This is a genomic window from Sodalis sp. RH15 (genome assembly GCF_047324255.1).
Taxonomy (GTDB): Bacteria; Pseudomonadota; Gammaproteobacteria; order Enterobacterales; family Enterobacteriaceae; genus Acerihabitans; species Acerihabitans ligni.
Window position 1 is genome coordinate 4,247,999 of sequence record NZ_CP178738.1, and the last position, 22,194, is coordinate 4,270,192.

Below are 22,194 nucleotides of genomic sequence, written 5' to 3' on the forward strand. Positions count from 1 at the left end.
GCGAATTACGGCCTTGTTGTTGTAAAAGTTGAACCAGCTTCGTTTATCGAGAACCAGTGCTGTACGTTGCCCATTGCCGCCTGAGAGGTTTGCAGCACCGCCTGCGGGAATATTCCCAGCAGCACCAGCAACACCGCCAGCAGCAGGATGATCGACAGCTCGCGCACCGTCATTCCCGGCAGAATGTCGGTGGATTTGGCCGGACCGTAATAAGCGCGCTGCATCATAATCAGCGAATAAACCGACGCGAACACCAGGCCGAAGGTGGAAATCACCGTGATAACCGGTACCACCGGGAAGCTGCCGAAAAGAATCAGGAACTCGCCGACAAAGTTACCGGTTCCCGGCATACCCAGGGTGGCCACCGCGAAGAACAGCGACAAGGCGGGAATCAGCTTCAGGCGGCCCCACAACCCGCCCATTTGCCGCATATCGCGGGTATGCAGGCGTTCATAAAGCTGTCCACAGATGATAAACATCCCGGCGGCGGAGAGGCCATGGGCAATCATCTGCACCACCGCCCCCTGATAAGCCAATTGGCTGCCGCTGTAAATCGCTATCAGCACGAAACCCATATGGGACACGCTGGTATAGGCAATCAGGCGTTTGATGTCGGTCTGGATAAATGCCATCCAGGCACCGTAGAAAATACCTATCACCCCGAGCCACATGGCGATGGGGGCGAATTCATGGGAAGCATGGGGAAACAGCGGCAGGCTGAAGCGCAGCAGACCGTAGGCCGCGGTTTTCAGCAGTATGCCCGCCAGGTCGACGGAGCCGGCGGTGGGCGCCTGGCTATGCGCGTCCGGCAGCCAGCCGTGCAGCGGCACCACCGGCATCTTTACCGCGAAAGCCAGGAAGAATCCCAGCATCAGCAAATATTCCACCTGGGAAGACATGGGGGTATGCAGCAGATCTTCGTAATTGAAGGTCCAGACGCCGGTGGCGTTGTAATGAACGAACACCAGCCCGATGATGGCCACCAGCATGACCAGTCCGCTGGCCTGGGTATAGATAAAGAATTTGGTGGCGGCGGCGATACGGGTTTTGCCGTCCGATGCCCGATGTCCCCACAGGGCTATCAGGAAATACATCGGCACCAGCATCATTTCCCAGAAGAAGAAAAACAGGAACATGTCGATAGCCAGGAACACACCGATAACGCCGCCGAGGATCCACAGCAGGTTAAGGTGGAAGAACCCCTGGTAACGCTGGATTTCACGCCAGGAACAGAGAATGGCCAGCACCCCCAGCAGCGCGGTCAGCACCACCATCAGCAGGGACAATCCGTCCAGCGCCAGATGGATGGAAATACCGAAGCGCGGTATCCACGGCAGCACATATTCAGATTGCCACTGGGGCAGCCCCTGCGCTGAAACCAGTGAATAATTGCCTTGCAGCCACAGCTGCAGGGAGAGCGCCAGTGTCAGCCCCATGGAGATCACGGCAATCCAGCGCGGTACCTTGGTACCGAATCGCTCGCTTTGCCAACACAGCAGACCGCCAATGAAGGGGAAAAGTATTAGCCAAGGTAGTAGCATGGCGTTATGCGTCCCTAAATTGAAAAAAACCCGAAAACTTGCTGTCGAACGAGAAGGTGTTCTCCCCTCCCGCTCCGCGCATGTCGTCATCACCATTTATTTGTCAGACGACTTTCCGTTAACCGATAAAGCGTTATCCGGACAGCATCAAACGAAAATCAACAGTGCCACCACAATCACGGCGCCTAAACTCATCGAGGCCGCATACCAGCGAACCTGGCCGTTTTCACTCAGCGTCAGGCCGCGGCCGCCCCAGCGCGCCAGCACCGCCGGGGTATTCATCAAGGCGTTCAGCGGATCGCGCTGCAGCAGTCTGGCAATGCCCAGATAGGTTTGCACAAACACTTTGTCGTACAGCCAGTCGAAGCCCCAGGCGTTAAACCACCACAGGGTGAGCAAGCGCCCCGGCGCGCTGGCGGCGATGGACTTCACCAGCCGGCGCTCGCCGAGATACAGCCAGGCGGCAATGAGTATACCGACGATCACCAGCAGACCGGAGACGATTTCCAGCGTCATTTTGCCGTCCTCGCCGCCGCGGATATCCGGCAGAACCCCCGCCAGCGGCGGCGTAATCAGCGCGCCGATAAAGGTGGACAGCACCAGCAGCACCAGCAGCGGCAGATGGTGGCTAATGCCTTTGCCGGCATGGGCCTTGATTTGCTCTTTACCGTGAAAGACGATGAAAATCATGCGGAAGGTATAAATGGAGGTCAGAAACGCCCCCACCAGGCCCGCCAGCATCAGGTTGTTATTGCCGTTGAGCAGGGCGCCCCAAAGGATTTCATCCTTACTGTAGAAACCCGCGGTGACGATGGGCAGCGCCGACAGCGCCGCGCCCCCCACCAGGAAGCAGATATACACCAGCGGAATGGATTTGCGCAGCCCGCCCATCTTGAAAATATTCTGCTCGTGGTGACAGGCCAGGATAACCGAGCCCGACGAGAGGAACAGCAGGGCTTTGAAAAACGCGTGCGTCATCAGGTGGAAAATAGCCGCATCCCAGGCATGTACCCCAAGAGCCAGGAACATGTAGCCTATCTGGCTCATGGTGGAATAGGCCAGGACGCGCTTGATGTCGGTTTGCACCAGGGCGGCGAACCCCGCCAGCACCAGGGTGATGGCGCCGACGATGCCCACCAGGTGCAGCACCTCGGGGGCCATCAGGAACAGGCCGTGGGTGCGGGCAATGAGATAAACCCCGGCGGTGACCATGGTGGCGGCGTGGATCAGCGCTGAGACCGGGGTCGGACCGGCCATGGCATCCGCCAGCCAGGTCTGTAACGGCAGCTGCGCCGATTTACCCACCGCGCCCCCGAGCAGCATCAATGTCGCCAAGGTGATGGCGGTTGAACCCGCCGCCATATGCTGCGGCGCCAAGACCACCATTTCGCGGAAATTCAGCGTGCCCAGCTGGGTAAACAGGATAAACAGGGCAAAGGCCAGCAGCACATCGCCCACGCGGGTGACGATAAAGGCTTTCATCGCCGCCGCGCCGTTTTTCGATTCGGTGTAATAGAAGCCGATGAGCAGATAACTGCACAGCCCCACCCCTTCCCAGCCGAGATACATCAGCAGCAGGTTATCCGCCAGCACCAGCAGCACCATGCTGGCGATAAACAGGTTGGTATAGGCAAAAAAACGCGAATACCCCTCTTCCCCGCGCATATACCAGGCGGCGAACAGATGGATAAGAAAGCCGACGCCGGTAACCACCGACAGCATGGTGAGGGACAATCCGTCCAGGCTCAGGGTGACGGCGATATTGAAGTTATCCACCGACATCCAGGTCCAGAGCGGCTGGTTAAACACCGCCGCGCCGTCGCTGCGGGTGCCGAGGAAATCAATGGCCACCCAGAGTGTGGTCAGCGCGGCCAGCAGTATGGTGCCGACCCCCACGATAGCCGAAGCGTTTTCTCCCCAGCGTCCCCGGGAAAACGCCAGCAGCAGGAATCCCAGCAGGGGAAACAGAATGGTTAAGTAAAGTAGGTTCATCCGTGCATCTCGCTGACTTTATCAATATTCAGGTTTTGACGGCGGCGATGCAGCTGCAGCAGCAGTGCCAGGCCGATGCTGGCCTCGGCCGCGCCAAGACTGATGGCCAGAATGTACATCACCTGTCCGTCGGCCTGTCCCCAATAGCTGCCCGCCACCACAAACGCCAGGGCGGAAGCGTTGATCATGATTTCAAGCCCCAGCAGCATAAACAGCAGGTTACGGCGAATCAGCATGCCCGTTAAACCGAGAACAAACAGAATGGCGGCCAGAATGAGTCCGTGGGAAAGCGGGATCATGCTTGTTCCTCCGATTTTCTTTTTATGGCGTCGGTGATTTTCGGACCCTTGTACAGGGCATCCACGTCACGGTCTTCGCGTCCCAGATGGAAGGCCACCACCAAACCGGCCAACAGCAGCATGGAAGCCAGTTCCACCGCCAGGACGTAAGGCCCGAACAGCGTGATGCCGACGTTTTTCGCACTGATCATCTCGCCGCTGATGCCGTGATCGGCAGCGCCGTAAATACCCCGGATGAGGGTCCACAGCAGCAGCAGCGACAGGATTCCCGGTCCGATCCAGGCCGAGGGCGCCAGCCAATCGCGCTCCTGCCGCGCCGTGGACGCCCCGAGATTGAGCATCATCACCACGAACACGAACAGCACCATGATGGCGCCGGCGTAGACAATAATTTCCAGCGCCCCGGCAAAGTAGGCGCCCAGCGTAAAAAACACGCAGGCGATAGCCAGCAGCGATACGATCAGATACAGCAGTGCGCGTACCGGATGGGTGTGGGTAATCACCCGCAGCGTGGCCAATATGGCCACCAGACCGGCTACATAAAAAGCGACTTCCATGCTTAACTCCTTAGGGCAGCAAACCTTTGACGTCGATGGGTTTGGCTTCGTTTTCCGCGTCGCCTTTATCTTTCCCGCCAATCGCCATGCCGGCCATCCGGTAAAAATTATATTCCGGATACTTACCCGGCCCCGAAATCAGCAGATTTTCTTTTTCATACACTAAATCCTGACGCTTGAACTCGCCCATTTCAAAATCCGGCGTCAGCTGGATTGCCGTGGTGGGGCAGGCTTCTTCACACAAACCGCAGAAAATGCAGCGGGAGAAATTGATACGGAAAAATTCCGGATACCAGCGTCCGTCCGCGGTTTCCGCCTTTTGCAGCGAAATACAGGCCACGGGACAGGCCACGGCGCACAGGTTACAGGCGACGCAGCGCTCCTCGCCGTCGGGATCGCGGGTCAATACGATGCGGCCGCGGAAACGGGGCGGCGGATTGACCGGCACGTCGGGATACATTTGGGTTTCGCGTTTGCTGAACGCTTGCATGCCAATCATCCAGATACTGCGTAACTGGGTGCCGCAACCAAAGACCAGCTCTTTTAATGTCATGGTTTTTTCACCCCTTATTGAGCGTTGTACAAGATGACCGCCGCCGTCGCCAGCAGGTTCAGCAGCGTTAACGGCAGGCAGAATCTCCAGCCGAAAGCCATCACCTGGTCATAACGCGGACGGGGTAGCGCCGCGCGGATCAGGATGAACATCATCATAAAGAAGCCGGTTTTAATGGCGAACCAGATAAAGGAGGGTAAAAACGGTCCCTGCCAGCCGCCGAAAAACAGCGTGACTATCAGGGCCGACACCGTCACGATACCGATGTATTCCCCGACAAAGAATAAACCGAACTTCATGCCGGAATATTCAATGTGATAACCGTCCGCCAGTTCCTGTTCGGCTTCCGGCTGGTCGAAGGGATGACGGTGGCACACCGCAATCCCGGCCAGCACGAAGGTGGCGAAACCGAAAAACTGCGGAATGATATTCCACAAATGCGCCTGGGAGGCGACGATGTCCCCCAGTTTGAAGGAACCGGCCCGCGCCACCACGCCCATGAGCGACAGTCCGAGGAAAACCTCATAGCTCAGGGTCTGCGCCGAAGCGCGCATGGCTCCCAGCAGAGAGTATTTGTTATTGCTCGACCAGCCGGCGAACAGCACCGCGTATACCGCCAGACCGCCCATCATCAGAAAGAACAGCACGCCGATATTGAGATCCGCCACCACCCAGCTGGAACTCACCGGCACGATGGCGAAGGAGAGCAGCAGCGCGGTAAAGGCAATCACCGGCGCCAAAGTGAATATCATCCGGTCGGCGAAGGGCGGGATCCAGTCCTCTTTAAAGAACATTTTCACCATGTCCGCCACCAGCTGCAGCGAGCCGCCCCACCCTACCCGGTTCGGTCCGTAGCGGTTCTGGAACAGCCCAAGTAGCCGGCGTTCGCCAAAGCTCATGAACGCGCCGCAGGACACCACCACCAGTAAAATCACAATCGCTTTCAGCACGGCAATAATGGCGTCAATCACATCCGGTGTTAACCAACTCATAGTGCGGCCTCCCGCAGATTTTCAACGGTTTGTCCCAACCACACCGGCGGTATGCCCGGCAAACCCAGCGGCAGGCCAATCTGACCGACGGTCAGGCCTTCGCTGAATCGTACCGGCAGACGCACAGACTGGCCGGCGCAGGTAAACTCAAGCAGCGTGCCGCTGTTGACCCCCAGATGCTCGGCGTCTCGACGGTTGAGCGCCACATAAGGCGCCGGCATCCGCTCCTGGATAACGGCCGACCGCTGCGAGGTTTCTTCGCTGCCGAACAGATGATAATAAGGCGCGATACGCCACCGTCCGTCGGATGGCGGGGAGAATGCCGCCGGAACGTCAGTGAAGTAAGCCAACGCGCCGTCGCCGGGTTCCAGCAAACGCACGCCGGGATCGCCGTGGCGCAAATGGCCGCCCACTTCATCCTGGAATTTATTCCAGGCCTGCGGCGAGTTCCAGCCCGGCGCCCAGGCGAAGGCCACCTGTTTGCTGTTGCTGTTCGGGCCGCTGTTGCCTTCCATGGAGAAGGCAAACATGGTGTCCTGATCCTGCGGCTGACGGGGTTCGTGCACGTCGATATTGGCGCGCATGGCGGTCCGTCCGCTGTAGCGGTGAGGCTCGCGGGCCAGTTTTTGGCCCCTGACGCGGAAACCGGCGTCCGGCGCGGCCTGGACGATGCCCGCCAGCTGCGGCAGCGCTTCGGCGCAGGCGGCGATGATGTGGTCGAACTGAGTCCAGTCCACGTGGCGATTCAGATAAGTGGAGTGCAGAGAGTGCAGCCAGCGCCAGCTTTCCAGCATCACCGTCTGGCTGTCATAATAAGCCGGGTCAAACACCTGGAAGAAGCGCTGAGCCCGGCCCTCCTGATTCACCAGCGTCCCGTCGCTTTCGGCGAAACTGGCCGCCGGCAGGATCAGATCCGCCTTATCCATAATGGCGGTACGCTGGTGGTCCACCACAATCAGGTTAATGGCCTTCTCCAGCGCGGCGTCGATACGCGAGGCCGCCCCGTGGCGATAGAGATCGTTTTCCAGCACGATAACGCTGTCCGCCCCACCGCTTTCCAACTGCTCCAGCGCGTCGTCCAGGGAACCGCCGCCCATCATCGCCAGTCCCATACTGTTGGCGCTTGGGGCGACAAAGGTAATGCCGACATCGGCGCCGCGGCCTTTCAATGCACGGGCGATATTGGCGGCGGCGGCGATTACCGCTTCGCTGCCGGCGCTGCCGCCGGAAATAATCAGCGGCTTACGGGCGCCGGCCAGGGCCTGCACCGCAATGTCGATTTTGGATTTCAGTCCGTCGGCGAGATCGGTCACCGCCGGCGCGCCGTCATCCAGGGCATGGGCAATGGCGAAACCGAGCCGGGCCTGATCTTCCGCCGGCGCGCAGTAGGTCCAGGCAGAGAGATCGTCGAGCTTGGTGCTGTCGACATTGGTGACGAACAGCGGATAGCCGGCGCGCTGACCGATGGTTTGGATAGCGGCAATCTGCCAGTCGGCGACTTTCTGCGCCGCAGCCATCTCGCGGGACTTGCCCTTTACCGCCTGGCGCACGGCCAGGGCGATGCGGGCGCCGGTCTGGGTCAGGTCTTCCCCGAGCACCAGCACCGCGTCGTAGCTCTCGATTTCACGCAGCGCGGGAGTACGGATGCCGCTGTCGCGCAGCACCTTGAGCATCAGCGCCAGGCGGCCCTGTTCAGCGGCGGAAACGCCGCTGTAAAAATTCTCGGCCCCCACCAGTTCGCGCAAGGCGAAATTGCTCTCTACGCTGGCACGCGGCGACCCGATACCGATCATCTTTTTGGCCTGCCGCAGCGCGTCGGCCGCACCTTGCATCGCCTGCTCGGCGTTCAGGGCGATCCAATCCTCGCCGCGGCGCTGCAGCGGCTGGCGGGGACGATCTTTCAGATTAACGTAACCGTAGCCGAAACGGCCGCGATCGCAGAGGAAATAGTGATTGACGCTGCCGTTATAGCGGTTTTCGATACGGCGCAATTCGCCGTAGCGTTCACCGGGGCTGGTGTTGCAGCCGACGCTGCATTGCTGGCAGATGCTGGGAGCGAACTGCATATCCCATTTGCGGTTGTAGCGTTCGGAATGGGTCTTGTCGGTAAATACCCCGGTCGGACAGACTTCCACCAGATTGCCGGAGAATTCGCTTTCCAGCGCCCCATCCTGGGTACGGCCGAAATAGACGTTGTCATGGGCGCCATAGACCCCGAGATCCGTACCGTCGGCATAATCTTTATAAAAGCGGACACAGCGGTAACAGGCGATACAGCGGTTCATCTCATGGGAAATAAACGGCCCGAGATACTGGTTGCGATGGGTCCGTTTGGTAAAACGGTAGCGGCGGAAATTCTGCCCGGTCATCACCGTCATGTCCTGCAGGTGGCAGTTGCCGCCCTCCTCGCACACCGGACAGTCGTGGGGATGATTAATCATCAGCCACTCCACCACGCTCTGGCGGAAATTTTTCGCTTCGTCATCGGCAATGGAGATAAAGGTGCCGTCAGACGCCGGCGTCATACAAGACATCACCAGCCGGCCGCGGGTGTCTTCGGCGTTTTGGTATTGCTTGACCGCGCACTGGCGGCAAGCTCCGACGCTGCCCAGCGCCGGATGCCAGCAAAAATAGGGAATATCAAGGCCAAGCGACAGACAGGCTTCCAGCAGGTTGTCCGCCCCGTTAACCTCATATTCCTTGCCGTCTACATGAATGGTAGCCATAGTCAGCATGCTTCCGTGTGGCCCGTAAAACCGCGGGCGTTAATCAAAAATGCGTCTTGTGCATAACAGGGTCGCCCATGCCCTTTGGCGGACAACCTCTGCAGGGTTACCAACGCGCTTTCAGCAAATTTGGCTGTACACCGGCAATAGCGCGGGTATTACCGATATGCTGCGGTGCAATTCCCGCTTCGAATTCTTCCCGGAAATATTTAATGGCGCTTTGCAACGGTTCCACCGCACCCGGCGCATGGGCGCAGAAGGTCTTGCCCGGGCCGAGGAAACGGCAAAGCTGCTCCAGGGTTTCGATATCCCCCGGCTGCCCCCGGCCGTTTTCCAGCGCCTGCAGCAGTTTCACGCTCCAGGGCAGGCCGTCGCGACAGGGCGTGCACCAGCCGCAGGATTCGCGGGCGAAGAACTCTTCCAGGTTGCGCGTCAGGGACACCATATTGATTTCATTGTCCACCGCCATGGCCAGCGCCGTACCCAGGCGGCTGCCCGCTTTACCGATATGCTCGAAGTCCATGGGCAGATCAAGATGATCCCCGGTGAGAAAATCGGTGCCGGCGCCGCCGGGCTGCCAGGCTTTCAGGGTCAGGCCGTCGCGCATGCCGCCGGCATAGTCTTCCAGGATTTCCCGCGCCGTAATGCCGAAGGGCAGTTCCCACACGCCGGGATTTTTAACCCGGCCGGAAAAGCCCATCATCTTGGTGCCGGTATCGCTGCTTTTGCCCGCCGTAATGCCCTTGTACCATTCAACGCCGTCGGCAACGATGGCCGGCACATTGCACAGGGTTTCCACGTTATTGACGCAGGTGGGTTTACCCCAGGCGCCGGACGTGGCCGGGAACGGCGGCTTGGAACGCGGATTGGCGCGACGGCCTTCAAGCGAGCTTATCAATGCGGTTTCTTCTCCGCAGATATAGCGGCCGGCGCCGGTATGCACCATCAGCTCGAAATCAAACCCGCTGCCCAGAATATTCTTGCCAAGATAGCCGGCCTCGGTGGCCTCGGCGATGGCGCGGCGCAGATTGGCCGCCGCTTCGATATATTCGCCGCGCAGGAAAATATAGCCGCGATAGGATTTCAGGGCGAAGGCGGCAATGAGCATGCCTTCCACCAGCAGATGGGGCAGTTGTTCCATCAGCAGCCGGTCTTTATAGGTACCGGGTTCCATTTCATCCGCATTGCACAGCAGATAGCGGATATTCATGGAAGGGTCTTTGGGCATCAGGCTCCATTTCAGCCCGGTGGAGAAGCCGGCGCCGCCGCGCCCTTTCAGGCCCGAATCCTTTACCAGGGCGACAAGATCGTCCGGCGATATCCCCTTCAGCGCCTTTTCCGCGCCGGCATAGCCGTTCTTGCCGCGGTATTCGTCCAGCCAGACCGGCTGGTGGTCGTCCCGCAGGCGCCAGGTCAGCGGATGCGTTTCAGCAGTTCGTATAATCTGTTTGGTCATCGATACTGCTCCAATAGCGAACCGATACCTTCCGGCGTCAGATGAACGTGCGTATCATCGTCGATCATCATGGTCGGCCCCTTATCGCAATTCCCCAGGCAGCAGGTGGGCAGCAGGGTAAAACGCCCGTCCTCGGTGGTCTGGCCCGGCTTGATATTGAGGGAGTACTCCAGCGCGGCCTGAATGCCCTGGTAACCGGTGATATGGCATACCACGCTGTCGCAATAGCGGATGATATGCCGTCCCACCGGCTGACGAAAAATCTGGCTGTAAAAGGTGGCGACCCCTTCCACATCGCTGCCGGGGATGCCCAGCACCTCGGCGATGGCGTCAATGGCGCCGTCCGGCACCCAGCCTCGCTGCTTTTGCACAATCTTCAGCGCTTCGATGGAAACGGCGCGGGCATCTTCGTAATGCTGTTTTTCATGCTCGATGGCATCGCGCTCGAGGGCGCTCAGCACAAAAACCTCGGCCGCGGCCGGCTGGCCGGATGCAACGGCCTGTTCATGGGTGGCTTTAGATTCTGGCATAATTAGCGGTCCACATCTGACATAACAAAATCGATACTGCCCAGGTAAACGATGAGATCGGACACCAGGCTGCCGCGAATAACCGAGGGTATTTGCTGTAAATGCGGGAAACTCGGCGTGCGGATGCGGGTCCGGTAGCTCATGGTGCTGCCGTCGCTGGTCAGGTAATAGCTGTTGATCCCCTTGGTGGCCTCGATCATCTGGAAGGATTCATTGGCCGGCATCACCGGTCCCCAGGACACCTGGAGGAAATGGGTAATCAACGTTTCGATATGCTGCAACGTGCGTTCTTTGGGCGGCGGCGTAGTCAGGGGATGATCCGCTTTAAACGGCCCCTCCGGCATATTGTCCAGGCATTGCTGAAGGATGCGCAGGCTCTGGCGCATCTCCTCCACTTTGAGCATGACGCGGCTGTAGCAGTCGCTGATGCCGTCGCCCACCGGCACTTCAAAGTCAAAATTTTCATAGCCCGAATAGGGCCGCCATTTACGCACGTCGAAGGAAATACCGGTAGCGCGCAGCGCAGCGCCGGTAACGCCCCAATCCAATGCCTCCTGGGCATTGTAGGCGGCGACGCCCTCGGCCCTGCCGCGCAGCACGCTGTTCTTCAGCGCCGCTTTCACATAGGAGTCCAGGCGTTTGGGCAGCCAGTTGAGGAAATCGCGCAGCAAGCCGTCCCAGCCGCGGGGCAGGTCGTGGGCCACGCCGCCGATGCGGAACCAGGCCGGATGCATGCGGAACCCGGTAATGGCTTCCACCACGTCATAGATTTTCTGGCGATCGGTAAAGGCCAGGAACACCGGCGTCATACCGCCGATATCCTGAATATAGGTACTGATATACAGCAGATGGCTGTTGATGCGGAACAGCTCGGAGAGCATGACGCGAATGACATTTACCCGGTCCGGCACCACAATACCGGCCAGCTTTTCCACCGCCAGCACGTAAGGCATTTCATTGACGCATCCCCCCAGGTATTCCACCCGGTCGGTGTAGGGAATGTAGCTGTGCCAGGACTGCCGTTCACCCATTTTTTCCGCGCCGCGGTGGTGATAACCGATGTCGGGAACGCAATCGACTATCTCTTCGCCGTCCAGCTGCAAAATGATGCGGAACGCCCCGTGGGCGGAGGGATGGTTCGGACCGAGATTCAAAAACATGAAGTCTTCGTTTTCCCGGCTCCGCGTCATTCCCCACTCCTCGGGTTTAAAGGTCAGCCCTTCCATTTCCAGATCCTGCTTCTGCTTGGTGAGCGTGAAGGGATCGAATTCGGTGGCCCGCGCCGGATAGTCCTTGCGCAGCGGGTGGCCTTGCCAGCTTTTGGGCATCATGATACGCGTCAAATGGGGATGGCCGTCGAAGGTCATGCCGAACATTTCCCAGGTTTCACGTTCATACCAGTTGGCGTTGGGAAAAATCTTGGTGGCGGTGGGCAGGTGCAGGTCGCTTTCCGACAGCGCCACCTTAAGCATGACGTCCCGGTTCCGTTCAATGGAAATCAGGTGATAAAACACAGTGAAATCCGCCGCCGGCAGGCCTTCGCGGTGAGAGCGCAAACGCTCGTCCACGCCGTGGAGATCGTACAGCATCACATAAGGCTTCGGCAGTTTTTTCAAGAACAGCAGGACGTCGAGAATCTGCTCGCGTTTGACCCATACCACCGGGATACCGGTACGGGTGGGTTGTACGGTGAAGGCTTCCGGGCCGAAACGGTCACGCAATTCGCCGATAACCGGATCATCAAGGTGATCGCGGGTTTGCCAGGCCGGCTGGGCGAGGTTTTGCGTCATCAACTTTGTCATAGTTTTTTTCACCAAATTAAGGCTATACCGGCGTCATGCCATTGTGCGCGCTGACTGATTATGGCCGACAAATGTCGTGTTGATTCGCGCTTTAAAACTAAATTTCGTCGGGGGAACGCAGGTTGGTCACCGCGATTCTTTCACCCTGCTTACGATCGCGCTCCGCCTGCATATTGGCGCGATAGACCCCCTGGTCACCCACCACCCAGGACAAGGGACGCCGCTCTTTGCCGATGGATTCCTTCAACAGCAGCAACGCCTGAATATAGGCCTCGGGACGCGGCGGACAGCCGGGAATGTACACATCCACCGGCAGGAATTTGTCTACTCCCTGCACCACGGAATAAATGTCATACATGCCGCCGGAGTTGGCGCAGGCACCCATGGAAATCACCCATTTGGGCTCCAGCATTTGATCATAAAGGCGCTGGATAACCGGGGCCATTTTGGTGAAAGGCGTACCGGCAATGACCATGAAGTCCGCCTGGCGCGGAGAGGCGCGGATAACCTCGGAACCGAAGCGCGCCACATCGTGCACCGCGGTGAAGGAGGTGGTCATTTCCACGTAGCAGCAGGAAAGGCCGAAGTTATAGGGCCAAAGAGAATTACCGCGGCCCCAATTCACCACATCGTGCAATACCGTTTCAAGTTTGCCGAGAAAGACGCTGCGATTGACCTGGCCCTCCATGGGATCGGCGACAACTTCCTGTTTTTGCAGCGGATAGCGGTCATTCCCGTTATCACCGTCCGGATCAACCCGGGTAAGTGTATAATCCATTTTTTTGCCTCGCTGTTACGGCTGTCGACGTTGGTTTTCGGCGATGGGGCCGGACCGGCGCAGACGCAGGGAACGCTCAGGCGTCCAATCCAGCGCGCCAATCCGCACCAGGTAAACCAACCCCGCCAACAACACTAAAATGAAAACGGCTGCTTCGCAAAAGCCGCCCCAGCCCACTTCGCGGATAGAGGTGGACCAGGCGTACAAATACAATGCTTCCACGTCGAAAATGACGAAAAACATGGCAACCAGGTAATATTTGGCCGAAAGCCGCAACCTTGCGGTTCCAACGGGATCGATACCGGATTCAAACGGGACGTTTTTCGAGCGGGCATGGGCTTTTCCGCCCAGTAGGTAACCGCCGGACAACATAAAACAGCAGAGACCGGCGGCGCCAACGAAAAATACGGCAAGCGCCCAGTAATGGGCGGTGACTTCAGTGGTTATTGACATTCTCTTTGCTTACTCATCAAAAGTGGCGTTTTGCAGCCTGCTCTTTAACGGCAGTTCGACTCACCACATCGATTTATGGGAAGGATTTAAAAAACCGCATAGTGCTGCAGCCACCGGCAAACACAGTCATTATGTGGGGTTTTTACTCCTTTGCATAACCTTTTGTCAACTTGGACAAAGGAAACTTCATAGTAATTTACACCTGCAATATCTTATTAACATTTGATGCGTATGCTCGCCGCTTAATCGAGTCAGTAAACGACACGAAAAAGGGAATCCCCTTGTTCGGCGATTGCGTAACCTGAAAGACACTATACCATTTTCACGAGAAATCATGTTATTCCGCGTTTTTGGTAAGGGCAAAATATGATCCAGGACACAATTTTGCAACTTTTAGGAGTGAAAGTTGCACAGTACGTGCGCCCTGCAACGATTTTTTTTTCAGAAACAACGTTTTGATTTTTATTTGCACGAATAAAGAGATGCTTAACATTGCCGACGCAACAAAATCCGGCGCCGGAATGCCGCAAGGATAAATTAGGTAGAGAAAAGTGGAGGTAATAAGCTTTATAATCAAATAAAAATATATAATTGATATTTTAATAGATTTTAGTAGATTAAGCCCCATTAATCAGGGGCTTAATTAGGCTACTCAACACAGCTACTCATCACTGACGGTAAAGCTTTCTCCCTTCCCTTCCCCGTTCACTGCCCGTGGCAGAACAGGACTATAAGAACCGTTGCCGGCATTGATCGCGCTGAAAATCGCCATAGCCAGCTCATTTTCGCATTGAGGATTTTTACAGAGCACATACTGAGTGTCGGGCAAAGACGGCAATCCGTCGCTTTGCCCCAGTACCCGTAAATCCGCGCTCATCATCTCCACCGGCCGCGCGGTGACGCCGAGACCCGCTTTAACCGCCGCGCGGATAGCCGCCAGGGTAGACGCACTGTATGCGATACGCCATGGGATACCCGCATCTTGTAGAAACTCTATAGCCTGGGTCCGAAACGGGCTTGGCTCATCGGAAACCACCAGCGGGATCACATCACCGGGACTGAAACGGTAATCGGCGGCGCAATACCACAGGGTGGGAGAAGTACGCAGAGTGACATGGGAATGTTTTCCTTCACCCAGCGTAGTGATAGCCAAATCCACCTCTCCGCTGTTAAGCATTTCCTGCATCTGCGGGCCGCGTTTGACACAGACATCAATTGACAGCTTAGGGTATATCCTGGTGACCCTGCTGAGCAGGAAAGGCAGTATGGAGTCAGCCGTATCGTCCGATGCGCCGATTGTCAGCGAACCTTGGATATTACTGTACATAAGCGACGTACAGGCCTCGTCGTTGTAAAGTAAAATCTTCCTGGCATAACCAAGCAATTGAATCCCGTGTTCGGTCAAAAGCTTGTTCCGACCATGACGGGCAAACAATTCTTTTCCGACAAGCTGTTCTAATCGTTGCATCTGCTGGCTGACGGCCGATTGTGTTCGGCATACTGAAGCTGCTGCGGCCGCAAAGGTGTTGAGATCAGCGACGGCAACAAACGTTCTCAATAAATCAAGATCTAGATTGAGCACTGGACGATTTGCATTGGTCATAATATTGTCTTCACTTATGAATTCTAATTACACACTACTACCCTGGCGTTCAAAAAAATCGCATTTCCAAGCTATTACTGTTATGCACGTATCCCCACAGCCTTAACAACAAAATCCGGGGTCGTTTCGATAACCGATACGCACTTTAATCTTGCGGAGACTTTGCGATTTACAGGCAAAGTTCACACATATATAAATGGTAGCCAGCATCGTTGAAACATAGCGCCCGTAGTGGATAAAAGGCTAAATTTCGCAAGGATATCATCTACATAAAGCTAAATGTAAAACAAAGAAAGGCTTAACGGTAAACTAAAACTTAAATGTAATTAATTAAATGGCATGCTAACTTCAATTTCAAATGTTGAATATTAGTGGCTAGGTCCAATTTTTTTATCCCAACCCGCTTTATTTACATAAATTTTTCTTAACTATTGTTTCTTCGGTAAAATATATCTCATGGCAAAATTTTCTTACTGGTAAATGTATACCATAAATAGCTACCTTAAACGAAACAACAATAATTTGTAAGCATCAAAAGTTGACCTTTATTTTTCAATGGGAAAGTGCTCACATGCCGATGAAGTAGGGATACTTTACTTGGGTGAAAAATGTGATAAGTATCATGATACCTGGCTTCATCCCGGCCCTTTTGCGCTAAAAGGAATGCGAAAGGGATATTTACGCAATTTTTCTTAACATCTTAACCGCTGGTAACTAGACCGGTCGCCAACCGACCTCTTTTATCAGAGTAGACCCTATTCGCCATCATTAGTATATAAAATACTCAAACCGTGAAACCAAGCGGAATGTAAAGATTATCACATCAGAATAATATATCTAATGATTAATATTTTATGGATTTTTTAACTGAAAAAACGGTTAATGTAAAATTGTCTGTTGACATCCTGTTTTCAGCCTGAACATTACCGCTATTGACGCCCTGAAACCTTCTAAAGGACAAACCAGTGGAGTACATTATGCAGAATGCGCGATTTCCCGGTTAAAATACGTTTTCCCTGCATAAGGCATAATATCGTGAGCACTAGCGTTGAAAAATCCAGTAAATTGGAAAATGTTTGTTACGACATTCGGGGCCCGGTGCTCAAAGAAGCCAAGCGTCTCGAAGAAGAAGGTAATAAAGTCCTTAAGCTAAATATCGGCAATCCCGCTCCGTTCGGTTTTGAAGCGCCGGACGAGATTTTAGTGGATGTGATTCGCCATTTGCCCACCTCGCAGGGCTATTGTGATTCAAAAGGCCTCTATTCGGCCCGTAAAGCCATCATGCAGCATTACCAGGCACGCAATATGCTGGATATCACCGTTGAAGACGTGTATATCGGCAACGGCGTATCCGAGCTCATCCTGCAATCAATGCAGGCGTTGCTTAACACCGGTGACGAAATGCTGATACCCGCCCCTGATTATCCGTTATGGACCGCGTCAGTAGTGCTGTCCGGCGGCAACGCCGTACATTATCTCTGTGACGAAGGCGCCGGTTGGTTTCCGGATCTGGACGATATCCGCAAAAAAATTACGCCGCGCACCCGGGGACTGGTGATCATCAATCCCAATAACCCCACCGGGGCGGTCTACAGTAAAGAAATGTTATTGGAATTGGTAGAGATAGCCCGTCAACATAACCTGATTATCTTCTCGGATGAAATCTATGACAAAATACTTTATGACGAGGCGCAGCATCATTCAATAGCCGCCCTGGCGCCCGATCTGCTTACCTTGACCTTTAACGGCCTGTCAAAGACCTATCGTGTCGCTGGCTTTCGCCAGGGCTGGATGGTACTGAACGGACCGAAAAAACAGGCCAAAGGCTATATTGAAGGACTCGAAATGCTGGCGTCCATGCGATTATGCGCCAATGTGCCGATGCAGCATGCCATCCAGACCGCGCTGGGGGGCTACCAGAGCATCAGCGAATTCATTATGCCGGGGGGACGGTTATACGAACAGCGCAACCGGGCCTGGGAACTGATTAACGATATTCCCGGCGTCTCCTGCGTCAAACCCAGCGGTGCGCTTTATATGTTCCCTCGCATCGATGCCCGTCGTTTCAATATTCTTGACGATCAGAAATTGGTACTGGATTTGCTGCTGGAAGAGAAAGTGCTGCTGGTCCAGGGCACGGCGTTTAACTGGCCGTGGCCCGATCATCTGCGCATCGTCACGCTGCCAAGGGTGGATGTGCTGGAAAGCGCCCTCGGCAAATTCAGCCGTTTTTTGCAGAAATACCATCAGCAATAAGAGCGAGTTATGAACCAAAGCCATTTTTTTGCCCATCTGTCCCGGTTGAAGCTGATTAATCGCTGGCCGTTAATGCGTAACATCCGCACCGAAAATGTATCTGAACACAGCCTGCAGGTGGCGTTTGTGGCCCATGCCCTGGCGGTGATCAAAAACCGCAGGTTCGGCGGCCGGCTGAATGCCGAACGCATCGCTTTGCTGGCGATGTATCACGATACCAGCGAAGTGCTCACCGGCGACATGCCGACGCCGATTAAATATTTCAATGCGCAGATTGCCCATGAATACAAAAACATCGAGAAAATCGCCCAGGGAAAGCTTATCGAGATGCTGCCGGAAGAGCTGAGGGAGGATTTCCGGCCGCTGATTGACGAGCAATACTATGCCCCGGAAGAGAAAGCAGTGGTGAAACAGGCGGACACCCTTTGCGCCTATTTAAAGTGCCTGGAGGAGATTTCCGCCGGCAACAATGAATTCACCCCCGCCATGGCGCGGCTGGAGAAAACCCTCGAAGAGCGTAACAGCCCGGAAATGGACTATTTTATGACGGTGTTTATTCCCAGCTTCAGCCTCTCCCTGGACGAAATCAGCAACCACGATTCGCCGCTGTAACGGCTATGCCGGCCCGGCCGGCATAAATCTATCGGGAATGCATTGCCTGGCAATGGCGGCCGGAATGAAAGCGTCTTGAGCAAGCCTTAATCAGAAGGGAAAGAGCACCGGCACCAGCAGCACGCTCGCCGCCATCACCAACAGGGTGAAAGGAACGCCGAGGCGGATAAAGTCGCCGAATTTATAGCCTCCCGGCGCCAGCACCAGGGTGTTTACCGGCGATGAAACCGGCGTCATGAAAGCCGAGGAGGCGGCGATAGCCACAATCATGGCGAAGGGATACGGGGACACCGACATTTCATGGGCGGCGGCCACCGCGATGGGCGCCATCAGTACCGCCGTGGCGGTATTGGAAATGAACAGTCCGATGACCGCGCAAAGGACAAACAGGCTCAAGAGCATCATATGCGCTCCCGCCCCGCCCGATATGTCCATCAGCAAACGCACCACCAGCTCGACGCCGCCGGTCTTTTGCAGGGCCAGGGCGAACGGCATCATGCCGACGATAAGAATCAGGCTCGGCCAATGGATGGCGCGGTAAGCGCTTTCCATATCGATACAGCGGAACTTTCCCATCAGTACACAGGCGATAAGGGCGGCGATGGGATTGGGGACCTGATCGGTGAGCATCATCGCCACCATCAGCGCCAGGCAAAACAACGCATGGGGCGCCTGGCTCACCGCCGGCGCCACGTCGTCCACTTCCGCCGGCAAATTGAGCACGATAAAATTGTATTTTTGCATCTGCAGCTGGCGGATAAGCTTCCAATCGCCGATCACCAGCAAGATATCCCCCAGCGTCAGCTCTTCGTCGATGAGTTTGCCGGTCATCGCCTCGCCGCCACGGCGGATACCCACCACGTTGAGCCCGTATCGGCTGCGAAAGCCCACCTGCCGCAGGCTTTTGCCCAGCAATGCGGAGTCAGGAATCAGGCTGACCTCCGCCATGCCGACGTCCCGCGCCTGTTCGGAAAAATATTCGCCCCGCAGGATCATCGGCTCCAGCAGATGTTCGCTGCAAAATTGCCGTAGTCCCGCCTCGTTGGCTGAAATATCCACTAACAATACATCGCGCTGCTGCAGCTCGGTATTGCCCCCGGCGCTGATCATCACCCGGCGGAATTTGCGCCAGCGCTCTATACCCACCACGTTGGCACCGTAGCGATCGCGCAGCCGGAGATCGTCCAGCCGCTGCCCGATCAATGGCGAACCGGGCCGCAGCGCCAGGCGCCGCGCGCGTCCGCTCAGTTTGTAATCATGGATGAGATCGCGGAATGTCCGGCGTTTCCACCGCTCACGCTCCGGGTCGCTGTTGTTGCCGTTTAGCCAAAAACGCGCTACCAGCATGTAGCCGATACCCATGATCAACACCATGATACCGATGGGAGTCACGGCGAAGAAACCAAATCCCCGCGCGCCGTCCCTTACCAGTTCGCTATTGATTACCATATTGGGCGGCGTCGCCACCAGGCTCATCATGCCGCTGATAAGGGCGGCAAAACTCAAGGGCATCATTAGCCGGGCGGGGGACGTTTTCATGCGCGCCGCGACGCTCAGCACCACCGGGATGAAAATAGCCACCACGCCGGTGGAACTCATGAACGCCCCGAGGGAGGCCACGGTGATCATCAGGAGAATCAGCATGCGGGTTTCGCTTTTGCCCGCCGCCCGCATTAGCCACTCCCCCATTTGATAGGCTATGCCTGTGCGCACCAGTCCTTCGCCGATGACGAACAGGGCGGCGATAAGCAGGACGTTGGGATCGCTGAAACCAGCGGTGGCTTCCGCCAGCGTCAGCGTGCCGCTGAGCACAAAGGCGATAATCACCAGCAGCGCCACGACATCCATGCGCACTTTGCCGGTGGTAAACAACAGGATGGCGATCAACAGCAGGACGAGCACCCAGATGAGTTCATTAGTCACGACATTGTCCCTGATGATGTCGGTATCTCACGTGTTTCAGTCAGCGCGCTCTCCCTTTAACACGTCGTTGCACGTTCGGTGGTAGCGGGCCTAGCGCGCCGTGGGGCGCTCGGGCGGGCGGTAAAACCACGCCCGCTTCGACCCCATCGGCACGCTCTCCCTTTAACAGGTCGTTGCACGATCGGTGAACTCGGGCCTAGCGCGCCGTGGAACCCTCGGTTGGCTCGACCCCATGCAGCGGACGGGGATTTCGTCAGGCAATGAGACTGACCCTGGCGCCGTCGGCTTCACGCTCGATTCGCAGCTGCTCCAGGGAAGTGAGCAGCATGCCCACGGCATCCTTTTGCGGCGTTTGGGCCGGCGGGTTAACCGCAATCACCGGACAACCGGCGGCCAGCGCGGCCTGGATGCCGGCGATGGCGTCTTCCACCACGATGCATTCACGGGGCGCGAACCCCAGCTTTTCCGCCCCCAGCAGATAGGCGTCCGGCTGAGGCTTGCCCCGCGCCACCTGCTCGGCGGTAATCAATACCGCCGGCGCCGGCAGATTGCCGGCCCGGATGCGGGCGGAGGCCACCGGCATCGTTCCCGATGTCACGATGGCCCAGGGAATATCCAATTCATTCAGGCGGTTGAGCAGCGCCACCGCGCCAGGCAACGCCGTCACGCCGTCGATACACTCCGCTTCAAATTTTTCCAGGGCGAGGAATTCAGCCCGCAGCGTCTCCTCACTGGCACCCGGCATAAAATGACGCAATGAGGTAATCGCCTGTTTCCCATGGATAAAGTCAAATACGTCCTTAACGGAAACGCCTTTGCTTTTGGCCCAGTTACTCCAGGCTAACTCCACCACCGGTAATGAATCAATCAAGGTTCCATCAAGGTCAAACAAAAAACCTCTACAAAGCACTGGCATATCTCCGGATTAAGCCGTCAGGCATTGATGATTTGCGTAATTTCAACCGCGCTCAAATGGTATTGACGCGGGCAGGATTGCCAAACGGCGAGCATGCGCAGGTATTTATCCCACATTTTGGTCTGGGCATTAAATCCGTGCGTGCCGGAATCGAAGTGGGTGTAGCGCCCTTCGGTAAAGACCATAAAACGAACATAGGCCAGGTAACGGGATTCCGTGGCGGCATCGAAACCCAGGAATGATAAACGCCGTTCATCAATATCCTGGCGATCCTTCAGATTGCCCCAGGACACCTGCATGGCGTGATGCATTTCCATAATATCGATAATCGTGCGGCAGACATCTTCGCTTAACTGACCGAAATCCCGGTCCAGTTCGGCCATCTGCAAGCCGTATCCGCGCTCCACAATGGTCTGCTGGCGGCGGTAACGCTCGGCATTATCCGGATCCAGCATGATCATGATTTTATACTGGTTCGACAGAATAAGCCGCTGGGCGTTTGTCATCTCCATCATCCACTCCTGATTTTGTATCTTGAATCGCCTAAACTATCCCGTCGTTAGCATGTCATAATGCTGGCGGCGACGGTATCGGAAGCCGGCGCTTTTTTGATTTAAGACAGCCGATGATGAAATATCGGCCCGCTGTAACAAGAAGCGGGCACGAGGTTATAAATCGTCTAAAAAAGCTTTGTCGAGCAGCTTGAAGGCGCGTTTGAGAACATCCGCCAGCATCTGATAGGTGGGCGCGCCTTCCACCGGCGCCATGGCCTGCCCTGCCTCGGTAAGCTGGTGGCGCACTTCGTGGAACCAGTGCAGCAGGGTCGGCGGCAGCGGCGTGACCGAGCGCTTGCCCAGCCACCAGAGCCCTTGCATCGGCAGGCTGCAGGCGAAAACGGCCGTCGCCACCGCCGGACCGAGCTGTCCGCCGAGGGCGATTTGCCAGCTTAGCGTGAAGACGGCCACCGCCGGCATAAAACGCACGGCGAAACGGGTGGCGGTGATCATACGATTTTCCGGAAAAAGCGGCGCCAGGCGTTTGTCGGTCGGCCAGGTTTTCATATAGTCTTGTCCGCGCTGGAAGATTTTATACCAGCTTACCGAACCGGAGGGGATTGTCGCCATAGCGGACCTCAACTTTACGAATAAAAATTAAATTTTTTGTGCAAAAACACAAGATAATTTTAGAACATTTAAATATATTTT

Annotated in this window: 19 protein-coding genes; 2 read left to right on the forward strand and 17 right to left on the reverse strand. The window is 56.2% G+C overall.

Annotated features, from left to right (window positions below):
• Nucleotides 1-5 precede the first annotated feature (5 nt).
• The 13 genes from nuoM to lrhA all read right to left on the reverse strand — a co-directional run bounded on the left by nuoM (nt 6) and on the right by lrhA (nt 15,282).
• The gene (nuoM, locus tag ACL2XO_RS19255; protein WP_132927244.1) at nt 6-1,541 is read right to left on the reverse strand and encodes an NADH-quinone oxidoreductase subunit M; all 1,536 of its coding nucleotides are present in this window, start codon (nt 1,539-1,541) and stop codon (nt 6-8) included.
• Nucleotides 1,542-1,688: 147 nt separating this feature from the next.
• The gene (gene nuoL / locus ACL2XO_RS19260) at nt 1,689-3,533 is read right to left on the reverse strand and encodes an NADH-quinone oxidoreductase subunit L (protein ID WP_132927242.1); all 1,845 of its coding nucleotides are present in this window, start codon (nt 3,531-3,533) and stop codon (nt 1,689-1,691) included.
• Nucleotides 3,530-3,832: an NADH-quinone oxidoreductase subunit NuoK gene (nuoK, locus tag ACL2XO_RS19265; RefSeq protein WP_132927240.1), complete on the reverse strand. Its 303-nt coding sequence runs from the start codon at nt 3,830-3,832 to the stop codon at nt 3,530-3,532. Before nuoK ends, nuoL begins: the two co-directional genes overlap by 4 nt.
• Nucleotides 3,829-4,389, reverse strand: coding sequence for an NADH-quinone oxidoreductase subunit J (nuoJ, locus tag ACL2XO_RS19270; protein WP_413725118.1), 561 nt, complete (start codon nt 4,387-4,389; stop codon nt 3,829-3,831). The genes nuoK and nuoJ overlap by 4 nt, the downstream gene beginning before the upstream one ends.
• A 10-nt stretch (nt 4,390-4,399) precedes the next feature.
• Nucleotides 4,400-4,942 (reverse strand): NADH-quinone oxidoreductase subunit NuoI, encoded by a 543-nt coding sequence (gene nuoI / locus ACL2XO_RS19275; protein WP_203523487.1) that lies wholly within the window; start codon nt 4,940-4,942, stop codon nt 4,400-4,402.
• Between the two features lie 14 nt (nt 4,943-4,956).
• Nucleotides 4,957-5,934, reverse strand: a complete 978-nt coding sequence (gene nuoH / locus ACL2XO_RS19280) for an NADH-quinone oxidoreductase subunit NuoH (protein WP_132927234.1) — start codon at nt 5,932-5,934, stop codon at nt 4,957-4,959.
• Nucleotides 5,931-8,660 (reverse strand): NADH-quinone oxidoreductase subunit NuoG, encoded by a 2,730-nt coding sequence (nuoG, locus tag ACL2XO_RS19285; RefSeq protein WP_132927232.1) that lies wholly within the window; start codon nt 8,658-8,660, stop codon nt 5,931-5,933. The genes nuoH and nuoG overlap by 4 nt, the downstream gene beginning before the upstream one ends.
• A gap of 106 nt (nt 8,661-8,766) precedes the next feature.
• Entirely contained in the window at nt 8,767-10,116 is a 1,350-nt protein-coding gene (gene nuoF, locus ACL2XO_RS19290) for an NADH-quinone oxidoreductase subunit NuoF (RefSeq protein WP_132927230.1), read from the reverse strand.
• Nucleotides 10,113-10,646 carry an NADH-quinone oxidoreductase subunit NuoE gene (nuoE, locus tag ACL2XO_RS19295; RefSeq protein WP_413741310.1) on the reverse strand — a complete coding sequence of 178 codons (534 nt, stop codon included), beginning with the start codon at nt 10,644-10,646 and terminating at the stop codon, nt 10,113-10,115. The genes nuoF and nuoE overlap by 4 nt, the downstream gene beginning before the upstream one ends.
• Before the next feature lie 2 nt (nt 10,647-10,648).
• A complete protein-coding gene (nuoC, locus tag ACL2XO_RS19300; RefSeq protein ID WP_413741311.1) occupies nt 10,649-12,448 on the reverse strand; it encodes an NADH-quinone oxidoreductase subunit C/D in 1,800 nt (599 codons plus the stop codon).
• A gap of 97 nt (nt 12,449-12,545) precedes the next feature.
• The gene (locus ACL2XO_RS19305) at nt 12,546-13,226 is read right to left on the reverse strand and encodes a NuoB/complex I 20 kDa subunit family protein (protein WP_413725121.1); all 681 of its coding nucleotides are present in this window, start codon (nt 13,224-13,226) and stop codon (nt 12,546-12,548) included.
• A gap of 15 nt (nt 13,227-13,241) precedes the next feature.
• Nucleotides 13,242-13,679 (reverse strand): NADH-quinone oxidoreductase subunit A, encoded by a 438-nt coding sequence (locus ACL2XO_RS19310; protein ID WP_132927224.1) that lies wholly within the window; start codon nt 13,677-13,679, stop codon nt 13,242-13,244.
• A gap of 661 nt (nt 13,680-14,340) precedes the next feature.
• Nucleotides 14,341-15,282, reverse strand: coding sequence for a transcriptional regulator LrhA (gene lrhA, locus ACL2XO_RS19315; RefSeq protein ID WP_132927222.1), 942 nt, complete (start codon nt 15,280-15,282; stop codon nt 14,341-14,343).
• A gap of 1,035 nt (nt 15,283-16,317) precedes the next feature.
• Here lrhA and ACL2XO_RS19320 point away from each other — a divergent pair.
• Both ACL2XO_RS19320 and yfbR read left to right on the forward strand, forming a co-directional pair.
• Nucleotides 16,318-17,538 carry a pyridoxal phosphate-dependent aminotransferase gene (locus ACL2XO_RS19320; RefSeq protein ID WP_132927220.1) on the forward strand — a complete coding sequence of 407 codons (1,221 nt, stop codon included), beginning with the start codon at nt 16,318-16,320 and terminating at the stop codon, nt 17,536-17,538.
• Between the two features lie 9 nt (nt 17,539-17,547).
• Nucleotides 17,548-18,150: a 5'-deoxynucleotidase gene (gene yfbR / locus ACL2XO_RS19325; protein WP_132927218.1), complete on the forward strand. Its 603-nt coding sequence runs from the start codon at nt 17,548-17,550 to the stop codon at nt 18,148-18,150.
• Nucleotides 18,151-18,240: 90 nt separating this feature from the next.
• Here yfbR and ACL2XO_RS19330 read toward each other — a convergent pair whose 3' ends face one another.
• From ACL2XO_RS19330 to yfbV, 4 genes are all read right to left on the reverse strand, one after another.
• On the reverse strand, nt 18,241-20,073 hold the full coding sequence (locus tag ACL2XO_RS19330) for an SLC13 family permease (protein WP_413741312.1): 1,833 nt from the start codon (nt 20,071-20,073) through the stop codon (nt 18,241-18,243).
• Between the two features lie 253 nt (nt 20,074-20,326).
• Nucleotides 20,327-20,983 (reverse strand): sugar phosphatase, encoded by a 657-nt coding sequence (locus ACL2XO_RS19335; protein ID WP_203523492.1) that lies wholly within the window; start codon nt 20,981-20,983, stop codon nt 20,327-20,329.
• A gap of 23 nt (nt 20,984-21,006) precedes the next feature.
• Nucleotides 21,007-21,501 carry a YfbU family protein gene (locus ACL2XO_RS19340; protein WP_413743092.1) on the reverse strand — a complete coding sequence of 165 codons (495 nt, stop codon included), beginning with the start codon at nt 21,499-21,501 and terminating at the stop codon, nt 21,007-21,009.
• Between the two features lie 156 nt (nt 21,502-21,657).
• Nucleotides 21,658-22,113 (reverse strand): terminus macrodomain insulation protein YfbV, encoded by a 456-nt coding sequence (gene yfbV, locus ACL2XO_RS19345; protein ID WP_132927212.1) that lies wholly within the window; start codon nt 22,111-22,113, stop codon nt 21,658-21,660.
• Nucleotides 22,114-22,194: the final 81 nt, after the last annotated feature.